At 51.8% G+C, this 7,751-nt stretch carries 8 protein-coding genes and 2 pseudogenes; 5 read left to right on the top strand and 5 right to left on the bottom strand.

Going from position 1 to position 7,751, the window contains the following annotated elements:
* Positions 1 to 208: 208 nt before the first annotated feature.
* Positions 209 to 646, bottom strand: coding sequence for a hypothetical protein (locus JCM15908_RS14500; protein ID WP_148295481.1), 438 nt, complete (start codon positions 644 to 646; stop codon positions 209 to 211).
* A 156-nt stretch (positions 647 to 802) separates the two neighbouring features.
* Here JCM15908_RS14500 and bamJ point away from each other — a divergent pair, with 156 nt between their 5' ends.
* Positions 803 to 1,219 (top strand): BamJ family beta-barrel-assembly machinery protein, encoded by a 417-nt coding sequence (gene bamJ, locus JCM15908_RS00895; protein ID WP_262498830.1) that lies wholly within the window; start codon positions 803 to 805, stop codon positions 1,217 to 1,219.
* A 272-nt stretch (positions 1,220 to 1,491) separates the two neighbouring features.
* Positions 1,492 to 2,207 (top strand): annotated as a pseudogene (locus tag JCM15908_RS11480) (Bax inhibitor-1/YccA family protein).
* Positions 2,208 to 2,525: 318 nt separating this feature from the next.
* Here JCM15908_RS11480 and radC read toward each other — a convergent pair.
* The 4 genes and pseudogenes from radC to efp form a co-directional block, all read right to left on the bottom strand.
* Positions 2,526 to 3,222, bottom strand: a pseudogene (gene radC, locus JCM15908_RS11475) (RadC family protein).
* Positions 3,223 to 3,293: 71 nt separating this feature from the next.
* A complete protein-coding gene (locus JCM15908_RS15545; RefSeq protein WP_025001900.1) occupies positions 3,294 to 3,557 on the bottom strand; it encodes a four helix bundle protein in 264 nt (87 codons plus the stop codon).
* A 14-nt stretch (positions 3,558 to 3,571) separates the two neighbouring features.
* Positions 3,572 to 4,588, bottom strand: coding sequence for a glycosyltransferase family 2 protein (locus tag JCM15908_RS00875; protein WP_025001899.1), 1,017 nt, complete (start codon positions 4,586 to 4,588; stop codon positions 3,572 to 3,574).
* Positions 4,589 to 4,791: 203 nt separating this feature from the next.
* Positions 4,792 to 5,358 carry an elongation factor P gene (gene efp, locus JCM15908_RS00870; protein ID WP_025001898.1) on the bottom strand — a complete coding sequence of 189 codons (567 nt, stop codon included), beginning with the start codon at positions 5,356 to 5,358 and terminating at the stop codon, positions 4,792 to 4,794.
* A gap of 223 nt (positions 5,359 to 5,581) precedes the next feature.
* Here efp and rpmH point away from each other — a divergent pair, with 223 nt between their 5' ends.
* The 3 genes from rpmH to JCM15908_RS00860 all read left to right on the top strand — a co-directional run bounded on the left by rpmH (position 5,582) and on the right by JCM15908_RS00860 (position 7,727).
* Complete coding sequence (gene rpmH, locus JCM15908_RS14230; protein WP_004336902.1) at positions 5,582 to 5,737, top strand: 50S ribosomal protein L34; 156 nt, start codon at positions 5,582 to 5,584, stop codon at positions 5,735 to 5,737.
* A 118-nt stretch (positions 5,738 to 5,855) separates the two neighbouring features.
* Positions 5,856 to 6,638 carry a PASTA domain-containing protein gene (locus tag JCM15908_RS00865; protein WP_025001897.1) on the top strand — a complete coding sequence of 261 codons (783 nt, stop codon included), beginning with the start codon at positions 5,856 to 5,858 and terminating at the stop codon, positions 6,636 to 6,638.
* 3 nt (positions 6,639 to 6,641) lie between these two features.
* Complete coding sequence (locus JCM15908_RS00860; protein ID WP_025001896.1) at positions 6,642 to 7,727, top strand: RluA family pseudouridine synthase; 1,086 nt, start codon at positions 6,642 to 6,644, stop codon at positions 7,725 to 7,727.
* The last annotated feature ends 24 nt before the right edge of the window (positions 7,728 to 7,751 follow it).

Genomic DNA, 7,751 nt, shown 5'->3' with positions numbered 1-7,751 from the left:
GGCGGAAAAGCGAGTGCAAAGGTACAACAAATACCAGTACAAACCAAACAATCAGGGGATAAATTTCAGAAAAATATCCTTAAACGGAATAATAATTGACATAAATCAACCCATAAGGCGTATTACACCTTAATATATAATAAAGGGAAACCGCATGGATAACAGACGAAAGGAAAGAGAACCACCTGACAACCGATGAAAGCCACACCTAGAAATCGGCTCCGGGATTACCACGATGATATGTATTCGGCTTGCCTCTAAACCAAATATCATTGAAAACAAGAATATTTTCATCAGCATAGACAAACTGATTGACGCTGGCAACAACACTATGTTCATGATGTTCTTCAAGAATCAACTGATTCTCAAGATTACCTTCCACATCACGGCACCTCAAACTCCAATCACCCTCAGCTACCTCTTCCTCCACTTCCCAGTCTCCGTAGACAGGCTTGCCATCAACGCTGATACTGTCGCGGTGCGCAAGCTTACAATACATCGTATACTTCTGATTCTCCGACAAGTTGTAATGAACATAGACTTTCTCACGACTCGCGGCATGGGTGTAATACCAACTGCCCACGACAAACTTCTGATAGCGGTCGCGCAGCTCCTGAGTGCGCTTTCCACTCTCCGTAAGGCTCACCTCCCTTTCATGCAACCTGCCAACAAAAGGAGCAAAAACAAACTATAAAAAACAATAGATTTCTTCATTTGTAAATTGTTTAATTCATTGAAATAACGTTTAGAAAACATTCTTTATTGCCGGGAAGGCTCTCTAATTATAACAAAATAACTATATTTGCAAGCAAAAAGAACGATGGCAAAAAAGGAATACGCAGAGAAAAACAAGGCGTGGCTGGAAGCCAAGGCGCAAGAAGAAGGCGTGCAGGCTCTGTCGAAAGGCATACTGTATAAGGTGAAAAAGACCGGCAATCCCGAAGGGAATTGCCCGACCGCACGCAGCATCGTCACCGTACACTACACGGGATGGACCATCAACGGGAAGAAGTTCGACAGCAGCCGTGGCGGAACGCCCCTTGCCATCCGCCTGAACGAGCTTATCGACGGTTGGGTCATAGCCCTGCAACAGATGCACACCGGCGACATCTGGGAGCTTTACATCCCTGCAGAAATGGGCTACGGAAAGTTTTCGCAGCCCGGTATTCCCGGCGGATCGACGCTCATCTTTGAGATAGAACTTATCGGGGTGGGATAGAAATCGATCACAAAACCGACAGCCAAAGGCAGACAGGGAGAAATGGCACAGCGTTTGCAAGGAAAAGGATAAGGGGGACAATGGCTGTGGCAAAACCGCACCCACTGATTCCAAGAAGCCGCCTGCAAAACCAAAGAGAGGCGAACACGGGGCAGGAAGCGGACGTACACTGACGCAAAGAGCAGAGCCAAACAAACACAACCGCCAGACAAGTTGGCAAACACCACCCTGCCTGCCCGACAAAAAGAAACAACAAACAAAAGAATACAAATATGAACTTCAACGATTATTCAAGAGTAACCAGCCGCGAACGCGAACTGGAAATGTCGAAAGTACTACCCATGCTGATGCGGAAAGTGTACACATGGATGGCCATGGCACTTGCCATTACGGGCGTAGTGGCATACGGAGTAGGAACATCGGAGAACATGATGATGATGCTCTACACCAGCCGCATGCCGCTGATTGTGGCCGGGCTTGCCGAACTGGGCATCGTCTTCTACGTATCAGCACGCATCAACCGCCTCTCCCTCGTGGCCGCCACCTCGTGGTTCATCGTCTTCTCCATCCTGAACGGCCTGACCCTCGGGTGGATATTCGCTGCCTTCACAATGGCATCCATCGCCAAGACCTTCTTCATCACCTCAGGAACCTTCGGCGCAATGGCCTGATAGGGGCCACTACCAAGCGCGACCTGTCCCGAATGGGCAGCATCATGTTTATGGGACTCATCGGCCTGATTATAGCATCGTTGGTCAACCTCTTCCTACAAAGCACTATGATGGACTATATCGTCAGCGGTATCGGTGTCCTGATATTCACGGGACTGACCGCCTGGGATGTGCAGGCTATCAAGCGACAGCTGGAAATGGCCCCTGATGCAGGTGAATCGGCACAGAAATTAGCCCTGTTAGGAGCATTGAACCTTTACCTCGACTTCATCAACCTCTTCCTCTACTTGCTCCGCTTCTTCGGAAACCGCGACTAAGCACAGACGGAAAGAGAAAACGAAAACAGCAACGGGACGTGCCGGACAGACACGTCCCGTTGTCTATAACGCCTCTGCCGGCACGCAGGAGACTCCTTCCCAAAACAACAGAAACACCTGCCCGTACAGCGTGATAGGCCGGAAAGGAAAGAAGACGTAAACAATTAATAAACAGAACGTTACAAACCGAAAAACGAAAGTGGCACTTTGACTGGGTCAAAGTGCCACTTTCGCCATGCCAACAAGGCTTACCGGCAAAGCCGTTCCGTCCCTTTAGGGCCACCGGCAGCCTGCAACTACGACGAGAACGTGGAAGAACTATATCCTCCCCATCTCCCTATAAGAGAAATAAGCTCCGTCGGTCAGCACCAGATGGTCGGCAAAATGAATGTTCAGAAGCTGACAGGCTTTCTGTATGCGCGAGGTGAGCGCATCGTCCTCCCGGCTCGGGCACGTGTTTCCGCTCGGGTGGTTATGGCAGAAAGCCAGTACGGTGGTGTTTCGCAGCAGAGCCTCCTTCATCATCAGACGTATGTCTATGGCAGTCCCCGTCAGCCCACCCACCGATATGCGCTTGGCTTCTATCAGCCGGTAGTTCTGCTTCATCATCAGAATCCAGCCCTCCTCTATGTCAAGGTCCTGTATCTTCTCGTGCATATAGCTGTAGATTTCGGCAGCCGACGTCATCATCGGATGCGCCTCCACCGTTGCCATCTGCCGCCGCTTGCCCAGTTCGCAGGCAGCAAGAATCGTGATAGCCTTTGCCGGACCGACACCCTTGTAGCCTGAAGGTCGCGCAGCGACATCTTGCCGAGTGTATTCAGGTTATCATGCAGTCGGCCAGTATCCTCTGCATCAGGGCTACGGCACTCTCGTCTGCCGAGCCTGAGCCAATCAGTATAGCCAACAGCTCGGCATCCGTGAGATTCCGGGCACCCTCGCGCTCCATCTTCTCGCGTGGACGGTCGCTTTCCGGCCAAGCGTTAATTGCAAGTTTCCTTGATTCAAAATTCATAATTCAAAATTCAAAATTATGACTACCCAAGCCTGCGGCCATCGGACCGCCCTTCCTCCATGAACCGTTGGTTAGTATTTGGAGTTGTCTTCATTCTTCAGATTCCTTTTCTTGGAAATGGCAACGGCAGACAACAGCCAGACTATTTTCATATTGTCATCGTACATGGACAGACACCCCTCCTCGCTAATACGGCCTCCTGCCGCCAGTTTTTTTAGCCAGCACCCAGTTTCCCCGGCCCCTTTCTGTGCGATTCCAAGTTTATGTGTAAAGTCAGCCGGCCCCTGCCCACCTTGACTTTCCATAACATTGGCACCAAGACCTGTACCCGGCAACAGACCCTTCTCGCTTATTTGTAGAAATTCTTCTCATACGCCGCAAACTCGCTCTTGCCCATCACGCACCGTTTCCACCATGCTTCAATGAAACCGCAGCCGTAGCCCGTCAGCTGAACGTAGGCGGCCACGCCCGAGAGCAGGTTGGCCTTCGGGTTGTGGAAATAGCACAGGCTATAGCATACATTCAGACAATAATAGACGAAAAGCAGGACAAGCGGCACGATGCCTGCCCGGAGACTTCCGAAGAGGAAGCCCAAAACAGAAAGGAGAAGCATCAGGGCCACGCCCACGGTGAACACCATCGGCAACAGATGGACGAGCTTCAGCGACTCGGGATACTTCTTGTAGAGATTGATGCGTGCGATGCCGGAATTGTAGACCTGCCGCCAAAACTTGCGGAAGTCGGTGCGCCGCTTGTGCCACACCCACGCCTCGGGGAAGAGACGGCAACGCTTGCCCGACTTGAAGATGCGGATAGAGAAGTCTATATCCTCGCCGAAACGCATCCGCGAGAATCCGCCCAGCTCCTGATAGACATCGCGGCGGATGCCCATGTTGAAAGAACGGGGATAGAACTTGTCGAGCTTTTTCTTGCCGCCACGGATGCCGCCCGTGGTGAAAAACGAGGTCATGGAGTAGGAAATCGCCTTCTGCGTGTCGGTAAACGAATTGTGGGCACTATCCGGGCCGCCGAAGGCATCGGCAGGCTCACGCTCCAGCTCGTCGCTGACAGCACGGAGATAGCCCCCGGGAAGCACGACATCCGAGTCGAGAATGAGCAGATAGTCGCCCTGCGCACGCTCCGCCCCGTAGTTGCGGCTCTGTCCCGGCCCTGAATTTTCCTTGTAATAATAGTGCAGGTCGAGACGGCCGGCATACTTGTCGCAAACCTCTCTACAGGGAATCTTGGAACCGTCCTCCACTATGACGACCTCGAAATCTTTCACGCTCTGGCAGGTCAGGCTCTCCAAAAGTTCGTCCACCTCGTCCGGACGGTTGAAAACGGGAACAATGATGCTGTACTTCATATCAGGCAAAAAGACTGTTAGAAAAACAAAAGGTAAAAAAGCAAAAGGCAAAAAGGTAAAAAGCTGTTGCCCGGCAGGCCTGAATCCTCCCTGCCCGACCCCGGCGTGCAGAACCATTCTGCCCCACCCGGCTCCCGGCACGGCCATGCCCGGTGCATCGTCGCCTTTTTACTTTCCTGCCTTTTGTCCCTTTACCTTTTCCGTTATGCGTTTACACGGCCGAGATAGCTCCCGTCGCGTGTATCAATCTGAATGACCTCACCCTCATTGATGAACAGAGGAACGCGGACAACGGCACCCGTCTCAAGCGTGGCCGGCTTGGTAGCGTTGGTGGCGGTATTGCCCTTGACACCCGGCTCGCTGTGAGTAATGGTCAGAGTTGTCTTCACCGGCATCTCGGCCAAGAGGATAGTGCCGTCCGAGGTATCTGTAACGACCTCTACAATATCGCCTTCCTTCATATATTCGGAACCGGTAATCTGATGTGTGGGGATGGGAATCTGCTCGAAAGTCTCCTGATTCATGAAGATGTAACCAGTGGCATCCTGATACAGATACTGGTAGGGACGACGCTCTACGCGGACATCCTCGAGTTTGAAACCAACCTGAAAAGTACGCTCCAGCACACGGCCGTCGGAAACGTTCTTCAGTTTGGTTATCATCACGGTGTTACCCTTGCCCGGCTTACGGTGCTGAAAGTCGATGCAAGTCCAAATCTTCCCATCAAGACGGATACAAGTTCCGATTTTGATTTCCTGAGAATTAATCATAATTTCCTAATATCTAATTTGTTACTTATTATTTGCCCATCCGTTTGATTTGCGATGCAAAGTTAAGCAAAATAAAGAAAAAACGTGAATTATACTTGTAAAAATCTGTCTTTTCTTGGTTAATTCAAAAAGATTAAGTAATTTTGCAGCCCGTAATGGCAGGATTATGTGCTGCCGTTTCCTCCGAAACAGAATAATAATAACAAAATAAGGATAGAATAAAATGAAAAGAACATTTCAGCCGCACAACCGTCGTCGCGTGAACAAGCACGGTTTCCGCGAGAGAATGGCAACCAAGAACGGACGCCGCGTTTTGGCATCTCGTCGTGCCAAGGGTCGTAAGAAGTTAACTGTTTCCGACGAGCACCACGGAAAGTAATCCGTCCTCTCGGCGACAATTGAGACTAAACGGAAAGAAGTAGAGACTATTCTTTGCTGCTTTCCGTTTTTTTATTTAACTTTGCCCGGACTATTATCACTTATAACGTGAGCCAAAGATGACAACAAGATACTTCTTCCATAAATTCTTCAGCACCTATATCTGGGGCAACGTACTGGCTATCGCCATCATCGTTGTCCTGCTATCGCTGGGGGTGAGATACGGTATCGACTACTATACCCACCACGGAGAGTCTATCGTTGTGCCCAACGTGCTGCACAAGCAGTTCGACGACGCACGGGAAATTATGGAAAAGGCTGGGCTGACCATGGAGGTTACCGACACCGGCTACGTGAAGAACCTGCCGCCCGACTGCATCCTCGAACAGACGCCAATAGGCGGAAAACGCGTGAAGTCGACCCACGTCATCTACGTTACCATCAATGCTGCCAGTGCGCCTACGCTCGAAATACCCGACCTTATAGACAACAGCTCGTTGCGCGAGGCACAAGCCAAACTGCTCTCCATGGGCTTTAAGGTGGGCGAGCCGGAATATATACCGGGCGAGAAAGACTGGGTTTACGGCATCATCGTCAACGGCAAGCATGTCCAGTCGGGTGCACGCGTACCTGCCGACGCCGTCATCATCCTGCAGGTAGGCGACGGAACGCGAGCGGCAAGCGACACGTCCATGTTTGACGAGCCTGACTACGAATACGAAGAGGTAGAAGTTGAGGAAGAACCACAATACGAAGAGGACTACGAAATGGTAGAAGTACCCGTCGACGAGAACGGAAACGAAATTAAGCCGGAGGGCTATCCCGGCAGAGAACCGGCTTCGCCGCCTTCCTCGCCTGCCAATACCCCCTCTTCTCCTGTTCCACCCAAGCCTGCCGAATAGACTATGATAGAAGAAGACGAACTGATAGAGGACGACTTGTCGGAGGACGCCGGCTTCGCGAAGACGCCCGACGCACAAGGCCTCTACGAGCATTTCCGGGTCGTAGTGGACAAGGGACAGGATGCCGTCCGCATAGACAAGTATCTTTTTGAACGCATGCAGCACTCCAGCCGCAACCGTATTCAGAAGGCTGCCGATGCAGGCTGCATCCACGTGAACGGTACACCGGTGAAGAGCAACTACAAGGTACGCCCTGATGACATCATCACCCTGATGCTTGACCGTCCGAAGCACGACAACACCATCGAGGCAGAGGATATTCCGCTCAACATCGTTTACGAGGACAGCGAGCTGATGGTCATCAACAAACCTGCCGGACTGGTAGTCCATCCCGGCGCAGGAAACTTTCACGGAACACTTATCAACGCCATCGCTTGGCACCTGAAAGACTTGGAGACCTTCGACCCGAACGACCCCGAGGTGGGACTTGTCCACCGCATAGACAAAGATACGAGCGGTCTGCTCGTCATTGCCAAGACACCAGAAGCCAAGACCCATCTCGGCAAGCAGTTTTTCAGAAAGACCACACACCGCAGCTACAACGCCTTGGTGTGGGGAAACTTCACTGACGACGAGGGACGCATAGAAGGCAACATCGCCCGCGACCCGAGGGACAGACTCCGCATGACGGTGTTTCCGCCCGACTCCGAAATAGGAAAACCGGCCGTTACGCACTATCGGGTATTGGAACGCTTCGGCTACACGACGCTTATTGAGTGTATTTTGGAGACGGGACGAACCCATCAGATACGCGCCCACCTGAAGCACATCGGACATCCGCTCTTCGGAGACGAACGCTACGGCGGTACGGAGATACTGCGCGGACAGCGTTCCAGTACCTACAGGGCGTTCATTCAAAACTGCCTCCGGCTCTGCAACCGGCAGGCACTGCATGCCCGCACACTCGGATTTGTACACCCGACAACGGGAAAGCAGATGGACTTCACGAGCGACCTGCCCGACGACCTTGCTGCCGTCATAGACAAGTGGCGCAAATTTGTCAACGGACAATTGACAAGCGACAACTGACAAAGGGAAACAGGTGAAGGCAGC

This window comes from Prevotella dentasini JCM 15908 (assembly GCF_000614065.1).
In the GTDB taxonomy this organism is placed as follows: Bacteria; Bacteroidota; Bacteroidia; order Bacteroidales; family Bacteroidaceae; genus Prevotella; species Prevotella dentasini.
Note: the sequence above shows the minus strand (reverse complement) of the source record. Positions and strands in the feature narration are given on the sequence as shown.

What these genes read in the sequence shown, in the direction of transcription:
- rpmH (WP_004336902.1), top strand. Translation starts at nt 5,582, where the DNA reads ATGAAAAGAACATTTCAGCCGCACAACCGTCGTCGCGTGAACAAGCAC.
- JCM15908_RS00860 (WP_025001896.1), top strand. Translation starts at nt 6,642, where the DNA reads ATGATAGAAGAAGACGAACTGATAGAGGACGACTTGTCGGAGGACGCC.
- JCM15908_RS00865 (WP_025001897.1), top strand. Translation starts at nt 5,856, where the DNA reads ATGACAACAAGATACTTCTTCCATAAATTCTTCAGCACCTATATCTGG.
- JCM15908_RS00875 (WP_025001899.1), bottom strand. Translation starts at nt 4,588, where the DNA reads ATGAAGTACAGCATCATTGTTCCCGTTTTCAACCGTCCGGACGAGGTG.
- efp (WP_025001898.1), bottom strand. Translation starts at nt 5,358, where the DNA reads ATGATTAATTCTCAGGAAATCAAAATCGGAACTTGTATCCGTCTTGAT.